This window comes from Pseudomonas sp. ZT5P21 (assembly GCF_054897785.1).
In genome coordinates this window covers 5,501,358-5,519,720 of sequence record NZ_CM142705.1, presented here as the reverse complement: position 1 = coordinate 5,519,720, position 18,363 = coordinate 5,501,358, and the positions used below count along the sequence as shown (strand labels likewise).

19 protein-coding genes, 1 other RNA gene and 1 pseudogene are annotated in these 18,363 nt (G+C 59.3%); 14 read left to right on the top strand and 7 right to left on the bottom strand.

Going from position 1 to position 18,363, the window contains the following annotated elements; translation table 11 throughout:
• Positions 1-218: 218 nt before the first annotated feature.
• The 5 genes from rho (at position 219) to ACYZT9_RS25675 (ending at position 7,055) form a co-directional block, all read left to right on the top strand.
• The gene (rho, locus tag ACYZT9_RS25695) at positions 219-1,478 is read left to right on the top strand and encodes a transcription termination factor Rho (RefSeq protein WP_007942421.1); all 1,260 of its coding nucleotides are present in this window, start codon (positions 219-221) and stop codon (positions 1,476-1,478) included.
• Between the two features lie 130 nt (positions 1,479-1,608).
• Positions 1,609-3,564, top strand: coding sequence for an acyltransferase family protein (locus ACYZT9_RS25690; RefSeq protein ID WP_462007961.1), 1,956 nt, complete (start codon positions 1,609-1,611; stop codon positions 3,562-3,564).
• A gap of 79 nt (positions 3,565-3,643) precedes the next feature.
• On the top strand, positions 3,644-5,110 hold the full coding sequence (ubiD, locus tag ACYZT9_RS25685; RefSeq protein ID WP_462007960.1) for a 4-hydroxy-3-polyprenylbenzoate decarboxylase: 1,467 nt from the start codon (positions 3,644-3,646) through the stop codon (positions 5,108-5,110).
• Entirely contained in the window at positions 5,110-6,075 is a 966-nt protein-coding gene (locus ACYZT9_RS25680) for a CDP-6-deoxy-delta-3,4-glucoseen reductase (RefSeq protein WP_462007959.1), read from the top strand. Before ubiD ends, ACYZT9_RS25680 begins: the two co-directional genes overlap by 1 nt.
• 311 nt (positions 6,076-6,386) lie before the next feature.
• Positions 6,387-7,055, top strand: a complete 669-nt coding sequence (locus ACYZT9_RS25675; RefSeq protein ID WP_462007958.1) for a gamma-glutamylcyclotransferase — start codon at positions 6,387-6,389, stop codon at positions 7,053-7,055.
• Here the strand turns inward: ACYZT9_RS25675 and ACYZT9_RS25670 are convergent.
• A pseudogene (locus tag ACYZT9_RS25670) lies at positions 7,031-7,201 on the bottom strand (hypothetical protein); the annotation flags it as partial. The gene ACYZT9_RS25675 and the pseudogene ACYZT9_RS25670 overlap by 25 nt on opposite strands.
• 217 nt (positions 7,202-7,418) lie before the next feature.
• On the opposite strand from ACYZT9_RS25670, the gene ACYZT9_RS25665 reads away from it, so the two are divergent.
• A complete protein-coding gene (locus tag ACYZT9_RS25665; RefSeq protein ID WP_462007957.1) occupies positions 7,419-8,033 on the top strand; it encodes an energy transducer TonB in 615 nt (204 codons plus the stop codon).
• Between the two features lie 97 nt (positions 8,034-8,130).
• Here the strand turns inward: ACYZT9_RS25665 and ACYZT9_RS25660 are convergent, their stop codons facing one another.
• Positions 8,131-9,108 (bottom strand): NADPH:quinone oxidoreductase family protein, encoded by a 978-nt coding sequence (locus ACYZT9_RS25660; protein ID WP_462007956.1) that lies wholly within the window; start codon positions 9,106-9,108, stop codon positions 8,131-8,133.
• 150 nt (positions 9,109-9,258) lie between these two features.
• On the opposite strand from ACYZT9_RS25660, the gene ACYZT9_RS25655 reads away from it, so the two are divergent.
• On the top strand, positions 9,259-9,666 hold the full coding sequence (locus tag ACYZT9_RS25655; RefSeq protein ID WP_462007955.1) for a flagellar basal body-associated protein FliL: 408 nt from the start codon (positions 9,259-9,261) through the stop codon (positions 9,664-9,666).
• 114 nt (positions 9,667-9,780) lie between these two features.
• On the opposite strand, the gene ACYZT9_RS25650 is transcribed toward ACYZT9_RS25655, so the two are convergent.
• A complete protein-coding gene (locus ACYZT9_RS25650) occupies positions 9,781-10,233 on the bottom strand; it encodes an EVE domain-containing protein (protein WP_462007954.1) in 453 nt (150 codons plus the stop codon).
• A 201-nt stretch (positions 10,234-10,434) separates the two neighbouring features.
• Here ACYZT9_RS25650 and ACYZT9_RS25645 point away from each other — a divergent pair, with 201 nt between their 5' ends.
• Positions 10,435-10,587: a hypothetical protein gene (locus ACYZT9_RS25645; protein ID WP_178129386.1), complete on the top strand. Its 153-nt coding sequence runs from the start codon at positions 10,435-10,437 to the stop codon at positions 10,585-10,587.
• A gap of 35 nt (positions 10,588-10,622) precedes the next feature.
• On the opposite strand, the gene ACYZT9_RS25640 is transcribed toward ACYZT9_RS25645, so the two are convergent.
• From ACYZT9_RS25640 to ACYZT9_RS25625, 4 genes are all read right to left on the bottom strand, one after another.
• Positions 10,623-11,228 carry a 5-formyltetrahydrofolate cyclo-ligase gene (locus tag ACYZT9_RS25640; RefSeq protein WP_253433541.1) on the bottom strand — a complete coding sequence of 202 codons (606 nt, stop codon included), beginning with the start codon at positions 11,226-11,228 and terminating at the stop codon, positions 10,623-10,625.
• 86 nt (positions 11,229-11,314) lie between these two features.
• A non-coding RNA gene (gene ssrS, locus ACYZT9_RS25635) (6S RNA) lies at positions 11,315-11,493 on the bottom strand.
• Positions 11,494-11,523: 30 nt separating this feature from the next.
• The gene (locus ACYZT9_RS25630) at positions 11,524-11,841 is read right to left on the bottom strand and encodes a cell division protein ZapA (protein ID WP_007942435.1); all 318 of its coding nucleotides are present in this window, start codon (positions 11,839-11,841) and stop codon (positions 11,524-11,526) included.
• Positions 11,838-12,047 carry a TIGR02449 family protein gene (locus tag ACYZT9_RS25625; RefSeq protein WP_003213954.1) on the bottom strand — a complete coding sequence of 70 codons (210 nt, stop codon included), beginning with the start codon at positions 12,045-12,047 and terminating at the stop codon, positions 11,838-11,840. Before ACYZT9_RS25625 ends, ACYZT9_RS25630 begins: the two co-directional genes overlap by 4 nt.
• A 197-nt stretch (positions 12,048-12,244) precedes the next feature.
• Between ACYZT9_RS25625 and ACYZT9_RS25620 the strand changes: the two genes are divergently transcribed.
• From ACYZT9_RS25620 to ACYZT9_RS25595, 6 genes are all read left to right on the top strand, one after another.
• Entirely contained in the window at positions 12,245-12,805 is a 561-nt protein-coding gene (locus ACYZT9_RS25620) for a YecA/YgfB family protein (protein ID WP_462007953.1), read from the top strand.
• 27 nt (positions 12,806-12,832) lie between these two features.
• On the top strand, positions 12,833-14,167 hold the full coding sequence (gene pepP / locus ACYZT9_RS25615; protein ID WP_462007952.1) for a Xaa-Pro aminopeptidase: 1,335 nt from the start codon (positions 12,833-12,835) through the stop codon (positions 14,165-14,167).
• Positions 14,164-15,351 carry a 2-octaprenyl-6-methoxyphenyl hydroxylase gene (gene ubiH, locus ACYZT9_RS25610; protein WP_462007951.1) on the top strand — a complete coding sequence of 396 codons (1,188 nt, stop codon included), beginning with the start codon at positions 14,164-14,166 and terminating at the stop codon, positions 15,349-15,351. Before pepP ends, ubiH begins: the two co-directional genes overlap by 4 nt.
• A complete protein-coding gene (locus tag ACYZT9_RS25605; RefSeq protein WP_462007950.1) occupies positions 15,344-15,829 on the top strand; it encodes a DUF4442 domain-containing protein in 486 nt (161 codons plus the stop codon). The genes ubiH and ACYZT9_RS25605 overlap by 8 nt, the downstream gene beginning before the upstream one ends.
• Positions 15,830-15,838: 9 nt before the next feature.
• Positions 15,839-17,056 (top strand): 2-octaprenyl-3-methyl-6-methoxy-1,4-benzoquinol hydroxylase, encoded by a 1,218-nt coding sequence (locus tag ACYZT9_RS25600; protein ID WP_462010287.1) that lies wholly within the window; start codon positions 15,839-15,841, stop codon positions 17,054-17,056.
• A gap of 249 nt (positions 17,057-17,305) precedes the next feature.
• A complete protein-coding gene (locus ACYZT9_RS25595; RefSeq protein WP_462007949.1) occupies positions 17,306-18,310 on the top strand; it encodes an extracellular solute-binding protein in 1,005 nt (334 codons plus the stop codon).
• Positions 18,311-18,363 lie beyond the last annotated feature (53 nt).

Below are 18,363 nucleotides of genomic sequence, written 5' to 3'. Positions count from 1 at the left end.
CCGCAGATTGCGGGGCTTTTTCGTTATTGAGGGCTAGACGCTCCGAAACTCAGGTGGTACATTCGGCCCCGCAGTGGTTTCTCCACTGCCCCCTGCTAGCCGTCGCCGACGCACTCCTTTTCGAATAAGTACGCGATCCTGTCGCCTTCTCTGCGGCGCGGCCTCATTAAGCCAAAAGCTTAATTTCCCCCCTCCATAAATGATTACGTCATTCCTATATGAATCTGACTGAACTCAAGCAAAAGCCGATTACCGAACTGCTCGAATTGGCCGAACAGATGGGCATAGAAAATATGGCCCGTTCGCGCAAGCAGGACGTGATTTTCTCCCTGCTCAAAAAGCACGCTAAAAGCGGCGAGGAAATCTCCGGTGATGGCGTGCTGGAGATTCTCCAGGACGGCTTCGGCTTCCTGCGCTCCGCTGATGCTTCCTATCTCGCCGGTCCGGACGATATCTACGTCTCGCCGAGCCAGATCCGCCGCTTCAACTTGCGCACCGGTGACACCATCGTTGGCAAGATCCGCCCTCCCAAGGAAGGCGAGCGTTATTTCGCGCTGCTCAAGGTTGACACGATCAACTACGATCGTCCCGAGAACGCGAAAAACAAGATTCTCTTCGAGAACCTGACCCCGCTGTTCCCGACTGTGCGCATGAAGATGGAAGCCGGCAACGGTTCCACCGAAGACCTGACCGGTCGAGTCATCGACCTGTGCGCCCCGATCGGTAAAGGCCAGCGCGGTCTGATCGTTGCACCGCCGAAAGCCGGTAAGACGATCATGTTGCAGAACATTGCTGCCAACATCGCGCGTAACAACCCTGAAGTTCATCTGATCGTATTGCTGATCGACGAGCGTCCGGAAGAAGTGACCGAAATGCAGCGAACCGTTCGCGGCGAAGTGGTTGCCTCGACGTTCGACGAGCCGCCGACCCGCCACGTGCAGGTTGCCGAAATGGTAATCGAGAAGGCCAAACGCCTGGTCGAACACAAGAAAGACGTGGTGATCCTGCTCGACTCCATCACTCGTCTGGCTCGCGCCTACAACACCGTGATCCCGAGCTCTGGCAAAGTGCTCACCGGTGGTGTCGATGCCCACGCCCTGGAGAAACCGAAACGTTTCTTCGGCGCCGCACGGAACATCGAAGAAGGCGGTTCGCTGACCATCATCGCCACCGCGCTGGTTGAAACCGGCTCGAAGATGGACGAAGTGATCTACGAAGAATTCAAAGGCACGGGCAACATGGAACTGCCTCTGGATCGTCGTATCGCTGAAAAACGCGTGTTCCCGGCCATCAACATCAACCGTTCCGGCACCCGCCGCGAAGAGTTGCTGACCGCCGACGACGAGTTGCAGCGCATGTGGATCCTGCGCAAGCTGCTGCACCCAATGGATGAAATCGCCGCCATCGAGTTCCTGGTCGACAAGCTGAAAACGACCAAGACCAACGACGAGTTCTTCCTGTCGATGAAACGCAAGTAACACGCAGTCCGCTGCAAAAAATGGGCGCCCCGGAACGGGCGCTCTTTTTTTGCGCCCTGACATTTTGTATCGGGATGAATACGTTGTTGTAGACTGGCGCCGGTTTGTATCCGAAGCGACAAGGTACCCTATGCACACATTTGGCAATCGCCGTGACATCGACGGATTGCGGGCTCTCGCCGTAATTCCAGTCGTGCTGTTTCACTTTGGCTTCAGCACGTTCAGCGGTGGTTTCGTCGGTGTCGATGTTTTCTTCGTCATTTCCGGATTCCTGATCACCAGCATTCTGTTCCGCGAGATCAGCGCGCAGCGTTTCAGCTTCGTCGATTTCTGGGCTCGGCGTGCACGTCGGATCATTCCGGCCTTGAGCGTGGTGATCTTGGCGACGCTGGCGCTGGGCTGGTTGCTGCTGACGGACAAGGATTTCTCCGAGCTGGGTAGGACGGTCCGTTATCAGTCGCTATTCATATCGAACATTCTGTTCATGCGCGAAGACGGTTACTTTCAGCCTGCTTCGGAGCTGAAACCGTTGCTTCATACCTGGTCCCTGGCCGTAGAAGAGCAGTACTACATCTTCTTTCCGCTGTTGATGGTGGTGTTGATGCGGTATGTCCGGCATTGGCGCTGGGTGCTGTTTGCCGTGCTGTTGATATCGTTCGGGCTGAATATTGCCTATGTCGAGCGCAAACCGGACTTCGCTTTCTTCTCGCTGCCGACACGCGCCTGGGAGTTGTTGTGCGGTGCGATGCTCGCCGTCGTGCCGGCACCGAAACACGCCGTGAAGCCGTGGCTTTATCAGATGGTAGCGATGGCGGGGTTAGCGGCTGTTCTGGTGGCGGTGTTCACCTTTGACAGGGCTACGGTGTTCCCGGGCTGGGCGGCTGCGCTGCCGGTGCTGGGTGCCACCGCGCTGATCTGGTCCGGGGCGCAGGGCTCGACCTGGGTCGGGCATTTGCTGAGTGTGCGAGCGCTGGTTTGGATCGGCTTGCTCTCCTATTCGTTGTATTTGTGGCACTGGCCGGTCTACGTCTATGCCAACGCCATTTCCATCGACGGCATCCAGCCCTGGGAAGCGGCTGGCTGGATGCTGCTGGCGCTGGGCCTGGCATGGTTGAGCTGGCGCTTAGTCGAGCTTCCGTTTCGTGAAAAACGTCTGCTGGCTGGGCGCAAACCCGTGTTGGCGGCTGGCTTGCTGGCGATGGGCGTCCTGGCGGTGACGGGTTCGATCGTGCGTTCTTCGGATGGCTTCCCTCAACGCCTCACCGGCAAAGCGCACGAATATGCCCAGGCTCGGGAATGGCGCGCCGGGCAGATGAAATGCATGTTGGTGACTTCAGACAAAAAAATCGACAAGGCCTGTCTGCTGGGTCGAAACCGGGAGGTTCCACCGACCCGAATGGTCTGGGGAGACAGCCACGCCGCGGCGCTGATGCCGGCGGTGGAAAACAGCGCCAACCGCGAGGGGCGCCCGGTGTGGCTTTACAGCATGAGTGCCTGCCCGCCGATTCTTAGCGAAGACCCGCGCCAGCGATGCAAAGACTTCAACCAGCAGACTATGGAGCAGGTTCGCCGCTTGCAGATCAAAGATGTGGTGCTGGCAGGCAACTGGACCCTTTACGTCTACGGTCGCGAGGACGGCGATAAAACCGTGTTGCTCAAACAGCATGACGATACGCCCCAGGCCGAAGCGCGCATGGCTGCTGCGCTGAAGGCGCGGGTGGCGGCGATCAGGGAGGCGGGTGCGCAAGTCTGGTTGTTCAAGGAAGTGCCGCAGCAGCGCAAGGGCTCCGTCGCCCGGTTGACGAGCCTCGCCCGGATCGGGCGGTCGACTGAGGGGCAGGGTCGTCCGCTCCAGGAGCACCTGGAACGTGAGCGTTTTCTCGACGATCTGTTTGACTCGATGAGTGCCGCCGACCTTGGCGTGCATGTGATAGATCCGACGCCGCTGATGTGTGGGGAGCAGGTCTGCCACATCGAGGTCAATGGGCGTTCGCAGTACAGGGACGAGGGGCATCTATCGGATGCCGGCAGCGCCCGGCTGAGCCCTTTGTTTACTCCGCTACTGCTGAGTACAACCCACAATTGATCGCTGGGCGCGCGGACGGGCTGCTGTTCGCGCGTCAGAGCAGGTAGGATGTACGCCTATTTTCGGGGTGGCATCTTCAATGAAATTCAAGGACCTTCGGGATTTCGTGCAGCAGCTTGAGCAGCGCGGAGAGTTGAAACGTATCCAGATTCCCGTCTCTCCAGTGCTGGAGATGACGGAAGTCTGCGACCGCACGCTACGGGCCAAAGGCCCGGCGTTGTTGTTCGAAAAGCCGACCGGCTACGACATCCCGGTGCTCGGCAACCTCTTCGGCACTCCAGAGCGGGTCGCCATGGGCATGGGCGCAGAAGCGGTCAGCGAACTGCGTGAGATCGGCAAGCTGCTGGCGTTCCTCAAGGAGCCCGAGCCACCGAAAGGATTGAAGGACGCCTGGTCCAAGCTGCCGATCTTCCGCAAGATCATCGCCATGGCGCCCAAGGTCGTCAAAGACGCGGTCTGCCAGGAAGTGGTCATCGAAGGCGACGACGTCGACCTTGCGATGCTGCCGGTGCAGACCTGCTGGCCCGGCGATGTCGGCCCGCTGATCACTTGGGGGCTGACCGTGACCAAAGGTCCGAACAAGGACCGCCAGAACCTCGGCATCTACCGTCAGCAAGTAATCGGCCGCAACAAGGTCATCATGCGCTGGCTGAGTCATCGCGGCGGTGCGCTGGATTTCCGCGAATGGTGCGAAAAGCATCCCGGCCAGCCGTTCCCGGTGTCCGTGGCGCTCGGCGCTGACCCGGCGACCATTCTTGGTGCCGTGACGCCGGTGCCGGACAGCCTCTCCGAATATGCGTTCGCCGGCCTGCTGCGCGGTAACCGCACCGAACTGGTGAAGTGCCGAGGCAACGACCTGCAAGTGCCGGCCACCGCCGAAATCATCCTCGAAGGAGTGATCCATCCGGGCGAAATGGCCGACGAAGGTCCGTACGGCGACCACACTGGTTACTACAACGAAGTCGACAGCTTCCCGGTATTTACCGTCGAGCGAATTACCCATCGGATCAAACCGATCTACCACAGCACCTACACCGGCCGCCCACCGGATGAGCCGGCGATTCTCGGCGTCGCGCTGAACGAAGTGTTTGTGCCGATCCTGCAGAAGCAGTTTCCGGAGATCACCGACTTCTACCTGCCACCCGAAGGTTGCTCGTACCGCATGGCCATCGTGACCATGAAGAAGTCGTATCCGGGCCACGCCAAGCGGGTAATGCTCGGTGTCTGGTCGTTTTTGCGACAGTTCATGTACACCAAGTTCGTTATTGTCACTGACGACGATATCAACGCCCGGGACTGGAACGACGTGGTCTGGGCCATCACCACGCGCATGGACCCCAAGCGCGACACGGTGATGATCGACAACACGCCGATCGATTACCTCGATTTCGCCTCGCCGGTCTCGGGCCTGGGTTCGAAAATGGGGCTCGACGCCACGCATAAATGGCCCGGCGAAACCACGCGCGAGTGGGGCCGGGTGATCGTCAAGGATGATGCCGTGACCCAACGGATCGATGCCATCTGGAATCAGTTAGGAATAGATTGATGCGTGTAACCTTGCAGCCGTCCGGAGCAGTGCTTGAGATTCTGCCCGGCGAGCGGATTCTCGATGGCGCACGGCGCCTGGGCTATGAATGCCCGCAAAGCTGCCGCAATGGCAATTGCCACGTGTGCGCCGCGCTGCTGGTGGAAGGACGGGTCGAGCAGGCCGGCCATGTGCGTGACCATGGCGAGTTCTACACTTGCATAGCAGAGCCGCTGGAAGACTGCATCGTGCTGTGGGATGGCGTGCTTGCGCTGGGAGAATTGCCGGTGCGCAGTGTGTCGTGTCAGGTCATTGAGTGCAGGGACGTCGGCGGCGATACCTGGCGCGTGAGCCTGCGAGCGCCGGCGGGCAAGCCACCGCGCTATCACGCCGGTCAGTACCTGATGATCGAGCGTGAAAACGGCGAGAAATCTGCCTTCTCCCTGGCCTCGGCACCGCATGCGGGGCGTGATCTGCAAATTCATGTACTGGCGCGCGAAAGCAGTGCGCTAAGCCTGATCGATCAACTTAAGCGCAATCCGATGGTGCGGGTCGAACTGCCGTTTGGCGATACCCACCTGGCGGAATTGCCGGACGGGCCGTTGGTGTTGATCGCTGCGGGTACGGGCATGGGCCAGATCCACAGCCTGATCGAACATTGCCGGGCTTCGGGCTTCAAGCATCCGGTGCATCTGTACTGGGGCGTGCGTCGTCCTGAAGACTTTTATGAAATCGAGCATTGGGATGAATGGCTGAAACTGCCCAATCTGTTTCTGCATAAAGTCGTCAGCGATCAGTGTGGCTGGCAGGGGCGACGCGGCATGTTGCACGAGGCGGTGAGTGAGGATTTCACGGATCTGAAAGCCTTGCATGTGTATGCCAGCGGTTCTCCGGCGATGGTCTACGGCACGTTGGATGCGTTGGTCGAAGCCGGTATGGATGCTCATCAGATGCGCGCGGATGTGTTTGCGTACGCGCCTAGATGATGACGCTGCCCCCTGTAGGAGCGAGCTTGCTCGCGATGGAGGCCCAGAAACCTCGGGCACTCAGGCAGCCCGCGTTATCGTTGACGCCCATCGCGAGCAAGCTCGCTCCTACAGTTCCTTATATATAACTCTCTATATAGCTGATCGGTATTTATAGAATTTTATAAATTCCGCTAGGTTATATGTATCCGGGCAATTATCTAAAACTGTGCCATAGCACTCAAATTGCCTTAAAACATATGTGCCTTATTGTTACAGCGGTGCGTTCTATTAAGTAATTCACTACCTGCGGGGAGCTGACGCTATTCGCCATGAGCGCCATTGAATCTGCTTTTTTGAATCTGGCTTACCCTCCGCGGCTCGATCTGGGGCCGCAGCTTACGCACGAACAATTGCTCAGCTCGATGCAATCGACCATGGCGCGCCACAAGGGTGGGCCAGTCTGGCTGTTCGCGTATGGCTCACTGATCTGGCGTCCTGAATGCCCGGCGGTGGAACGGGTTCGCGGCCGAGTGCATGGCTACCATCGCGGATTGTATTTGTGGTCCCACGAACATCGCGGCACGCCGGAAGTGCCGGGGCTGGTGTTTGGTCTGGATCGCGGAGGTTCCTGCAGCGGCTTCGCTTATCGTTTGTCGGAAGAACAACTCGAAGCGTCTCTCTACGCACTGTGGCAACGCGAAATGCCATTCCCGTCTTATCGCCCACACTGGCTCAACTGCCGTCTCGAAGATGGCAGCCAGGTTCAGGCGTTGGGATTCGTATTGGAGCGACACTTGCCCAGCTATGCTGGCAACTTGCCGGATCACGTGCTGAGCCACGTGTTCGAAAACGCTTGCGGGCGTTACGGCACCACTCGCGATTATGTCGAGCAGACCGCCAACGCCCTGCGTAGCCACGCCATGCCAGACCGGAATCTGGAGGCGCGACTCAAACGATGCAAATCAAAGGCCGATCAGGCGATTGCTTCGCGGGTCTGACTGGCGATCTGCTTGTGCCACAAGGTTGGTGCGAGGAACGCCATGTCGACAGTCGGGTTGCCCGCCGGGTTGAGCCAATACACCAGCGTCGCCACGGTCACCAAGGCCATGAACACCATGCCGGTCAGGCCACGGTTGCCACGGAAGTTCCTTTATGAACATGTCGCTCAGGTACAAACGAAGGGCGGTGTGGGAATTGTTGCCTGACGATCCTTTATGACGCGGTTCTGTCCTGAGTAGGGCGCGGCTTTGGGAAACGTCCTGCATCTAAAGGGGAAGTCGTGGCGTTATGTAAAAAGTGATCGAGCTTTAACCTTTGCGCTGTTGCCAGGTCTGGCTTTTCAGTCGCGGAGGGGTGGGGTTATGCGGTGGATTGTTTGTGTGCTTTTTTTGGTTTTGTCTATCGAAGTCAGGGCCGGAGAGGTGTTTCTGATTCCGGAAAACAATCCCAAGCCGATCTATCCAGTGGCACTTTACCGAGAGGGTGTAACGGGCATGCTGCGCGTCAGCTTTACCGCCCACGCCGACGGATCGGTCAGCAAAGTAGAAGCTTCAAAGGACGCTCACCCCGAACTTGTCGAAGCCTCCCGAACCGCAGTGAGCCAATGGCGATACAAACCATGGGAGATTTCCCGCGAGCGGCCTGCGGACATCCAGGTGGTCGCGCCGATGGTTTTCAGGTTGGACGACAAACTGCCCATCCATGCCAATGAACAATTGAAAGAGTTGAAGTGTGGTGACGTCGCCAAGTCAGCGTTGCAGATTGCGCATTATTCGTGGGTGGATTTGCCCGTTTTCAATTGGACCCGCAGCTATCTGACCCACTCACTTTCGCCAACGCAACTGCCGAATGAGAAGCGTCTGGCACTCATCGCCAAACTGAACAAGAGCGTGCCTTCAATTGTTCGACGTTGTAATACGCATCAGGCGACGCGGTATGTGCATTTTCTTCCTGAGGAAATTCGCGAGTTGCTTTAACGAAAAGTATGGAGGGCTGTCTGTCTTCCTGTCACGCATTCGAAAAAGCCAGAACAACTTCATCAGTTGTTCTGGCCTTTTTGCGTCCTGCGGAGATTCAGCGAACCTGCACCACTACTTTTCCAACCGCCTTGCGCTGGCCAAGATCATTGATCGCCTGTGCCGCGTTGCTCAGCGAATACACCTGCGACACTAACGGTTTTAATTTGCCTTCGGCGAACCAGCCAAACAGCTGCTGGAAGTTTGCCGCATTTTCCTGAGGCTGGCGCTGGGCAAACGAACCCCAGAACACGCCGACCACAGCTGCACCTTTAAGCAATGCGAGATTCGCTGGAAGTTCGGGAATGCGTCCGCTGGCAAAACCAACCACCAGCAACCGGCCATTCCAGGCGATGGCGCGGATGGCCTGGTCAAACAGGTCGCCGCCGACCGGGTCGTAGATCACGTCCGCGCCTTGGCCGTCGGTCAGGCGTTTGATTTCGTCCTTGAGACTGGTTTCGCTGTAGTTGATCAGTTCATCGGCGCCGGCAGCTTTGGCCACGGCGAGTTTTTCGGCGCTGCTGGCGGCGGCGATCACGCGGGCGCCCATGGCTTTGCCGATTTCCACGGCGGCCAGGCCGACACCGCCGGAGGCGCCAAGCACCAACAGGGTTTCACCCGGTTGCAGGTTGCCCCGTTGCTTGAGCGCGTGCATGGACGTGCCATAAGTCATGCTGAAAGCGGCGGCGGTGTTGAAGTCCATGGAGGGCGGGATCGGCAGCACGTTGTAACCCGGAACGGCGACCTGTTCGGCAAAACTGCCCCAGCCGGTCAGGGCCATGACCCGATCACCGACCTTCAGGTGGCTGACCTTTTCACCCACAGCGCTGACGACGCCGGCCGCTTCACCACCCGGGGAAAACGGGAAGGGCGGCTTGAACTGGTATTTGCCCTCAATGATCAGCGTGTCCGGGAAGTTCACCCCGGCGGCGTGCACGTCCAGCAGGATTTCATTCTTCTTCGCGACAGGACTGGCGACGTCTTCCAGCACCAGCGATTCGGCAGGGCCGAAGGCTTTGCACAGCACGGCTTTCATCAGGGCTATTCCTTTGGGAGTGATGGCCGATAAGTGTAGGTGTGTGAGTCGACGGGTCAACGAGCATGCCCCGCCCTGATAGTCAGCCATAAGCTTGTGCTTGCGCGGCGGGTCGTTATGCTAGGCCGCAAACCGGATAAGGAGCGAATTGTGAAAGCGTGGATCATGTTGTTGCTGGCCCTGTCTCTGCCTGTGGCAGCAGTGGCTGAAGAAGCCAAAGAAGGTGAGGCCCCGAAAGTCAGCTACCTCACCCTAAGCCCTCCATTCGTGGGTAACTACGGGTTGGATGGCACGCAGAAGTTGAAGGTCTTCAAGGCTGACGTGGCGCTGCGGGTCACCGGTGATGAGGCGGCCAAACTGGTGAAGGCGAATGAGCCGTTGATTCGCAATCAACTGGTGGCGTTGTTCACCCAGCAAACCACCGAGGCGATGAACAGCATCGAGGGAAAGGAAAAGCTACGTCAGGAAGCCTTGAAACAGACTCAGCAAATCATGAACGATGAAACCGGCAAGCCGGTGGTTGAGGATCTGTTGTTCAACAACCTGATCATTCAGTAAGTTCCTCGTTGTCCGGGCGGGCCTCTTCGCGAGCAAGCCCGCTCCCACATTTGATCGCGGTCTAATGTGGGAGCGGGCTTTCTCGCGAAAGCATTCTTGCAGTCACCGCATGGCTCAGTGCCGTAACGCAATCACCGCTGCCCATTGCTCCGCGGTAACCGGCATCACCGACAGCCGGGAGCCTTTCTGCACCAGCGGCATCTCCGCCAGCGCCGTCTGCTGCTTCAGATAATCCAGCTTCAACACCTTTGAAAACGTCTCGACATGCGCGACATCAATCGCGCTCCAGGCGTTTTTCTCGGCGCTGGCTTTTGGATCGTAGTAATGACTCTCCGTCTCCAGTGCGGTCGGGTCCGGATAGGCCGCTTCGACGATCTTCCCAATGCCGGCAATCCCGGGCTCCGGGCAGCTTGAGTGATAGAAGAAGAACTCGTCACCGACCGCCATCGCCCTTAGAAAATTCCGCGCCTGGTAGTTGCGAACCCCGTCCCAGCGCGCTTTGCCAAGCTTCTCCAAACCTTTGATCGAGAGCTCGTCGGGCTCGGATTTCATCAGCCAATAGGCCATGGTTTTTGCTCCTTGCGAATCAGGTGGGCAAGTGGTCGGGTAATTTTATGACAAACCGACAGTCGGTTGACGCCAGCGTTTGCGTGTCTGTTCACGTTGCCGCAAAATGCCGGCCTTCTCAGCTTGACGCTGCTGCACGGCCTACACCTACAACGGAAACCGCTGCTGTCATCGTGATGATGTGCCTTTGGGGGGCAATCGATGAAACGCAAACCGGATTTACTATGGATATTGGTTATTTTGTTCGGCCTTGGCGTCGTGACCACTGGCTATGCCCAAAGCCTGTGGAACAACAAGACCGATGCGCCGATTGAAATCGCGCAGCAACAACAGCCGCCGGCCTTCAAGCGCTGAATCTGTCTTTTCGACGCCGCTGATTCCAGTGGCGTCTAGCCTGCGTAATACCAGGCCTTGTCCGTCACCGTTCCTTGCAACGGCACATCCCAGCTCGCTTGAGCCAATCGTTCGACCTTCTGACATTCATGGGCCAGCCCCAACAGGGTCGGCTTGCGCCAGTTTTTCCGTCGCGCCAGGTACGCCAGGCTCCGGTCATAGAAACCACCGCCCATGCCGAGTCGGCCGCCGACATCGTCGAATCCCACCAAGGGCAACAGCACCAGATCGAGCGCCCAGACTTTGCGTTGTCGGGCGAGGTTGTGCCTGGGTTCGAGAATACGAAAACGATTGGGTTTGAGTTTTTCGCCGGGGCGAATGCGCTGAAACACCATTTTGGTCCGTGGCCAGGCGCTGAGCACCGGCAAGTACGTCGCCTTGCCGCGACGTTGCGCGGCGCGCAGCAACAGGCGCGGGTCGATTTCACCGTCGGTGGGCAGGTAAAGAGAGATATGTTTTGCGCGTCGAAACAACGGCTGCTGGGCCAATTGTTTGTACAGCCCGCGAGCGGCCTGGCGCTGCTGACTGGGTGTCAGTGCGCGGCGGGCCTTGCGCAGCATGCGTCGAAGTTGCGGGCGGGGCAGCAGCGCAGGTTCGGTCATGGACTCGGGCTTCAGAAGGGCAGGTACACAAAGCGTACCCGTAAAAAAGCCGATGTCGGTATTTGAACCGGCATCGGACTGGAATCAGGCTCCCCGGATGAACCGCTGCTGACTTAGCCCTTGAACCCGAAAGTTCAAGGTGGAAGATGCAGTAGGCTTTAAGGCTTTCCGTCTAGCGGACATGCACACCAGCCCAACGTGCAGCCTCCAGGGTAGTGCGAATCGGCTCAGGGACGTGGTCAACTGGCAAGCACCCCAGGGAGTGCTGCGAGTATAACTCAAGCGGTCCGGCGAATCAGCCCTTGGTGACGTCCGGGTCGGTGGCAAGCACCAGATCGACGCGGTCCAGCAGGTCGCGTACCTGCTCGCGGGTCGAGCCGCTGGCCTGCACATCCGGGCGTTCTTCCTTGTGCAGAAGGTCGTGCGTGATGTTCAGCGCGGCCATCACGGCGATGCGGTCGGCACCAATGACTTTGCCGCTGCTGCGGATTTCGCGCATCTTGCCGTCCAGGTAACGGGCAGCGCTCACCAGATTGCTACGCTCTTCCTGGGGGCAGATGATCGAATATTCTTTGTCGAGGATCTGCACGGTAACGCTATTGCTTGAACTCATGAGTCTTGCTCCAGGGCCTTGAGGCGCGAAATCATCGACTCGACCTTACGCCGGGCGATTTCGTTTTTTTCAATGAGGTGAGCGCGTTCCTCGCGCCAGGTCTTTTCCTGAGCTAATAGGAGTCCGTTTTGACTCTTAAGTTGCTCGACCCGATTAATTAGCAGTTCGAGTCTGGCCATCAGCGCTTGCAGGTCGGTGTCTTCCATTATGTCCACTGAAATGTCTGATGGTGTTGGACTGTAGGAGCGAGCTTGCTCGCGATGCACCCGAGAACGCCGCGGGGTATCAGCGGCCCAGCGTTATCGTTGGCGACCATCGCGAGCAAGCTCGCTCCTACAGGGGTAGTCGATGTAGGATACAGGCCTTCATTCTAGACATAGCGCCGTCTGGCGCCTAGCTGCCCATGCCCATTCAGAATTCCCCGTACCAAGCCTTCGCCGCCCTGCTGACTTCCAGCGGTCACAACGTCTCGCCTGCCGAACTGCATGGCCTGCTGCTCGGTCGCAGTTGCGCCGGTGCCGGCTTCGATGCCGAAGGCTGGCTGGTTGATGCCGCCGAGCTGCTCGAAGGCGAGCCGCAAGACAACGTTCGCAATGCCTTGATCGGCCTGCAACAGATGGTCAAGGGCGAGCTCACTGGCGACGACGTGACCGTCGTTCTGCTGCTGCCGACGGACGACGAACCGCTGGCTGACCGTGCCGCCGCACTGGGCCAATGGTGCCAGGGCTTCCTCAGCGGGTTCGGCCTGAACTGCCGTGACAGCAGCATGCTGAGCACCGAGGCCACCGAAGTTTTGCAGGATCTGGCGGCCATCGCTCAGGTGCAAGACGCGCTGGAAGAATCCGACGACGGCGAAAGCGACTACATGGAAGTCATGGAGTACCTGCGTGTCGCGCCGTTGCTGCTGTTTTCCGAAACCAAAAAGCCGGACGTGCCGGCTGCCGCCAAACCGTCGTTGCATTAATAGCGAGCCAGGAAAAGCCATCTGCCCATGATTCATATCCCGAAATCGGAATACAGCCGTCGCCGCAAGGCCTTGATGGCGCAGATGGAACCCAACAGCATCGCCATTTTGCCCGCCGCCGCGGTAGCCATCCGCAATCGCGACGTCGAGCACATTTACCGCCAAGACAGCGACTTCCAGTACCTCAGCGGTTTTCCCGAGCCTCAAGCCGTCCTTGTACTGATGCCGGGGCGTTTACATGGCGAATACCTGCTGTTCTGCCGTGAACGCAACGCCGAGCGAGAGCTCTGGGACGGTCTTCGCGCCGGCCAGGAAGGCGCGATCCGCGACTTCGGCGCCGACGACGCTTTCCCGATCACTGACATCGACGACATCCTGCCGGGTCTGATTGAAGGCCGCGACCGGGTGTATTCGGCCATGGGCAGCAACGCGGAATTCGACCGCCACCTGATGGACTGGATCAACGTGATTCGTTCCAAGGCGCACCTCGGTGCCCAGCCGCCGAACGAATTCGTTGCGCTGGATCATCTGCTGCACGACATGCGCCTGTATAAATCGGCGGCAGAAGTGAAGGTGATGCGCGAAGCCGCGCGGATTTCTGCTCAGGCGCATATCCGTGCGATGCAAGCCAGTCGGGCCGGGTTGCATGAGTTCAGCCTTGAAGCCGAGCTCGATTACGAGTTTCGCAAGGGTGGGGCGAAGATGCCGGCTTATGGTTCGATCGTCGCGGCGGGGCGCAACAGCTGCATTCTGCATTACCAGCAGAATGACGCGGTACTCAAGGATGGCGATCTGGTGCTGATCGACGCCGGTTGCGAGATAGACTGCTACGCCAGCGACATCACGCGCACCTGGCCGGTCAACGGCAAGTATTCCGCGGAACAGAAGGCGATCTACGAACTGGTGCTGGCTTCGCAAGAAGCGGCATTCGCCGAAATCGCCCCGAACAAGCATTGGAATCAGGCGCACGAAGCCACGGTCCGGGTGATTACCACCGGTCTGATAAAGTTGGGCATTCTGCAGGGCGATGTCGACGAACTGATCGCCAGCGAAGCCTACAAGGCGTTTTACATGCACCGCGCCGGCCACTGGCTCGGCATGGATGTGCATGACGTCGGCGAGTACAAGGTCGGCGGCGAATGGCGCGTGCTGGAAGTCGGCATGGCGCTGACCGTGGAACCGGGCATCTACATTGCCCCGGACAACCAGAACGTAGCGAAGAAATGGCGCGGCATCGGCGTGCGCATCGAGGACGACGTAGTGGTGACCAAAACCGGCTGTGAAATCCTGACCAGCGGCGTACCGAAAACGGTCGCCGAGATCGAGGCCTTGATGGCTCAAGCACGGACACAAGCGGCATGAGTCGAGTCAATCTGGCAATTATCGGTGGCGGTCTTGTCGGTGCGAGCCTGGCATTGGCGCTACAGGCCGGGGCCAAGGCGCGCGGCTGGAAGATCGTGCTGATCGAGCCGTTTGCCCCCGGCGACGCCTATCAGCCGAGCTACGACGCCCGTTCTTCCGCGCTGTCCTACGGCGCCAAACAGATTTATCAACGGTTGGGTGTCTGGCAGGAAATCTCCCGTCGCGCCGAGCCGATCAAGCAGATCCACGTCTCCGACCGTGGTCGTTTTTCCACCGCGCGGCTGTCGGCGATGGAGGAGGGCGTGCCGGCGCTGGGCTATGTGGTGGAAAACGCATGGCTTGGCCAATGCCTCTGGCAGGGTCTGGACAAGGATGTGGTCACCTGGCGCTGCCCGGCGGAAGTCACGCGCCTGGAACCGCTGACCGACGGCTATCGCCTGACGCTCAATGATGAAACCGTCCTGGAATGCGATCTCGCAGTGCTGGCTGATGGCGGCCGCTCCGGCCTGCGCGAGCAGTTGGGGATCGGCATCAAAAAACGCCCGTACAACCAGAGTGCGCTGATCGCCAACATCACCCCGAGCGAAGCGCATAACGGCATGGCTTTCGAACGTTTTACCGACGACGGCCCAATGGCGTTGTTGCCGCTACCGGAAAACCGCTGCGCTCTGGTCTGGACCCGTTTGGGTATGGACGCGCAACGGCTTGCGGCCCTCGATGAACGCAGTTTCCTCAGTGAATTGCAGGGCGTGTTCGGTTATCGCCTCGGCACCTTGAAACAGGTCGGCGCGCGGCATCTTTATCCCCTCACGCTGATTGAAGCCGAAGAGCAGGTGCGACCGCATCTGGCAATTCTCGGCAACGCCGCCCACAGCTTGCACCCGATTGCCGGCCAGGGTTTCAACCTGTCCCTGCGTGATGCGCAGGCGTTGGCGGATGCGCTGCTGGCGAGCGAGAAAGCGCCCGGCGACTTTGCGACCTTGCAGGCTTACCGCGAGCACCAGCGGATGGATCAAAACCTGACCGTGGGTTTTTCCGATCAGGTCACGCGATTGTTCGGCAGCACCCAACCGCTGGTTTCGCTGGGCCGGAACATAGGTCTGCTCGGCCTCGATCTGCTGCCGCCGGCCAAGCGCTGGTTCGCCCGACAGGCCATGGGTCTGGGTACACGCCCCGATGTTTAAATGGCTGTCGAGCACGTTCGGCAAAGCACGATTGATGCGTTGGTTCATGACCTTCTACCCGCCGTATCTTGGCGCGGGGGTTCGTGTGCAGCACATCAGCGATGATTTTCGGGACATCAAGGTGTCCATGGGATTGAGCTGGTACAACCGCAATTACGTCGGCACTCAGTTCGGTGGCAGTCTGTATTCGATGGTCGACCCGTTCTACATGCTGATGCTGATGGAAAATCTCGGGCGCCACTACATCGTTTGGGACAAAGCGGCGGACATCGATTTCATCTCGCCGGGCAAAGGCCCGGTGTTCGCTAACTTCAGGGTCGACGAAACCTTGCTGGAAGAGATCCGCCAGCAAACGGCGAACGGCGAAAAATACCTGCCGCAACTGCAGGTCGATATCCACGACGGCGCGGGCACCTTGGTGGCGCGGGTCCAGAAAACCCTTTACGTGCGGCTCAAGCCGCAAGCGAGACAGGCTTAAAGCATGGACATGCGCGCAGATCTGCTGATTGTCGGGGCCGGAATGGTCGGCAGCGCCTTGGCGCTGGCGTTGCAGGACAGCGGGCTGGAAGTCCTGCTGCTGGACGGCAGCCCGATGAGCGTCAAACCCTTTGACGCGCAGGCGCCGTTCGAACCGCGCGTGAGCGCCTTGTCGGCCGCCAGCCAGCGGATTCTCGAGCGACTGGGGGCCTGGGATGGCATCGCCAGCCGGCGAAGCAGCCCCTACACGGACATGCACGTCTGGGACGGCAGCGGCACCGGGCAGATCCACTTCCGCGCGCCCAGTGTGCACGCCGATGTCCTGGGTCATATCGTCGAGAACCGTGTGGTTCAAGACGCCTTGCTCGACCGCTTGCACGACTGCGACCTGGGGATGCTGGCCAATGCGCGTCTGGAGCAGATGCGCCGCTCCGGCGACGACTGGCTGCTGACCCTGGCCGATGGCCGCACGTTGCGGGCGCCGTTGGTGATTGCGGCGGACGGTGCCAACTCGTCGGTGCGGCGTCTGACCGGTGTGGCCACGCGCGAGTGGGATTATCTGCACCACGCCATCGTCACCAGCGTACGCAGCTCACAACCTCACCAAATGACGGCCTGGCAGCGGTTTACCGATCATGGTCCGCTGGCGTTCCTGCCGCTGGAGCGGGACGGTCAACAGGATTGGTGCTCGATTGTCTGGTCGACCACGCCGAGCGAAGCCGAACGCTTGATGGCGCTGGATGACGAAGGTTTCTGCCGCGAACTGGAACGGGCCTTTGAGGGGCGTTTGGGGACAGTACTCAGCGCGGACCCGCGTCTTTGCGTGCCGTTGCGTCAGCGCCATGCGAAGCGTTATGTCGCCGAAGGCCTCGCGCTGATCGGCGACGCGGCGCACACCATTCACCCGTTGGCCGGGCAGGGCGTGAACCTCGGTTTTCTCGATGCCGCCGTGCTCGCCGAAGTGCTATTGCAAGCGGCTGAACGTGGCGAACGCTTGGCGGACGTGAAGGTGCTGAGCCGTTACGAGCGTCGGCGCATGCCGCACAATCTGGCGTTGATGGCGGCGATGGAAGGCTTCGAGCGTTTGTTCCAGGCGGATCCGTTGCCGGTGCGCTGGTTGCGTAATGCCGGATTGAAGATGGTTGATCAGATGCCGGAGGCGAAGGCGTTGTTTGTGCGTGAGGCGCTGGGGTTGATCGGGGATTTGCCGGCGCTGGCCAAAGCCTGACATGTGGCGAGGGGATTTATCCCCGTTGGGTTGCGAAGCGACCCTAGAATTGAAGTCGAGGAATCTCAGGCACACCTCTGCGGTGGTAAACGACTGCTGCGCAGCCGAACGGGGATAAATTCCCTCACCACAGGGTCAGCCATTTTGGCCATGCAACATCTGGTAACTCCTCCGCAAACTGTTCCATTGAGAACGTAAATGTGAGTCCTTATCATTTGGACTCACTTTTCAAATAGAGGGCTCGCTCCCATGTTGGCACCGAAGCGTCTACTGACCGCACTCGCCCTGACCCTGATCGGCAGCACTGCAGCCCAGGCCGCTGACGAGGTGGTGGTTTATTCCTCGCGTATCGACGAGCTGATCAAACCGGTGTTCGATGCCTACACGGCGAAAACCGGTGTACAAGTGAAATTCATCACCGACAAGGAAGCGCCGCTGATGCAGCGCATCAAGGCCGAGGGCGAGAACGCCACCGCCGACCTGCTGCTGACCGTCGATGCCGGCAACCTCTGGCAGGCCGAGCAGATGGGCATTCTGCAACCGTTCACCTCAAAAACCATCGACGCCAACATCCCGCTGCAATATCGCGCTTCTTCTCATGCCTGGACCGGCCTGAGCCTGCGTGCGCGAACCATCGCTTACTCCACGGACCGGGTAAAGCCGGGCGAATTGACCACTTACGAAGGTCTGGCTGACAAGAACTGGGAAGGCCGCCTGTGCCTGCGTACGGCGAAGAAGGTCTACAACCAGTCCCTGACCGCCACCATGATCGAAGTGCATGGCGCCGACAAAACCGAAAAGATTCTCAAGGGCTGGGTCAACAACCTGTCCACGGATGTGTTCTCTGATGATGTCGCGGTGTTGGAAGCCATCAACGCCGGCCAATGCGATGTTGGCATCGTCAACACGTACTACTACGGCCGTCTGCACAAGCAGAAGCCCGATCTGGCAGTGAAATTGTTCTGGCCGAACCAGGCTGACCGTGGTGTCCACGTCAACCTGTCGGGGATCGGCCTGACCAAGCATGCGCCGCACCCGGAAGCGGCCAAGGCATTGGTTGAGTGGATGACGACGCCAGAGGCGCAGAAGATTTTTGCCGACGTGAATCAGGAGTTCCCGGCCAACCCTGCGGTGTCGCCGTCCGCGGAAGTTGCCGCCTGGGGCGAGTTCGTCGCCGATAAGTTGCCTGTGGAAGTCGCCGGCAAACGTCAGGCTGAAGCGATTCGCATGATGGACCGGGCTGGCTGGAACTGAGTCTGCTTTTTTAAAGAGCAAAAGATCGCAGCCTGCGGCAGCTCCTACAGGGT